Annotated in this window: 1 protein-coding gene; it reads right to left on the bottom strand. The window is 39.4% G+C overall.

From position 1 onward, the window contains the following. Positions 1–687, bottom strand: a 687-nt coding sequence (locus tag IDG60_RS28000; RefSeq protein ID WP_206161054.1) for a VOC family protein, incomplete at both ends; no start/stop codon positions are given.

Here is a 687-nt window from a genome sequence, read left to right as displayed (position 1 = left end):
GAACTGTGATGTCAAACCCTTCTGGTGCCGTAAATGTATGTGTTGAGGCGTCGGGTTGATAAATATCAACATGTGTTAATCCATAACTTTGTGCATTGTTTTGTCTTGCTTGATTGGATTGCCAAGTGTTAGCCGCAATATGATGGTGATAATGATTCGTTGACATAAATAACGCACGTGGAAAATCAGACACATGTTGGAATCCTAATTGTTCAATGTAACATTGATATGCTGCGTCCAAATCATGTGTTTTTAAATGTAAGTGTCCAATCATGCCTTTTGCTGGCATTCCTTGCCAACCTTCGTCAGTACGATGTGTTAATAAAGTTTGGCTATCAACTTCTAAAGTATCCATTTTTACTTTGCCATTTTGCCATTCCCATGAAGATGAAGGTCTATCGCGATAGACTTCAATACCATTACCTTCGGGGTCGTTGAAATATAAAGCTTCACTTACTAAATGATCACCAGCGCCGATGCCCATGTTTTTTTGTGCCACGAAATATAAGAAGTTAGCTAGATCCTCAGTAGTTGGTAATAAAAGTGCTATATGAAAAAGCCCTGCTTCACGTGGGGAAGTCTGACGGCCGTCTTCTAATAAATGTAACGTTAGAGTATGGCCACCAGTCCCAACAGATAATACGGTTGTGTTATCGTCAGAACTTTTAACGGATAGTCCTAAAATGT

The organism is Staphylococcus sp. EG-SA-2 (assembly GCF_017152085.1).
This window is presented reverse-complemented; position numbering and strand designations above follow the sequence as displayed.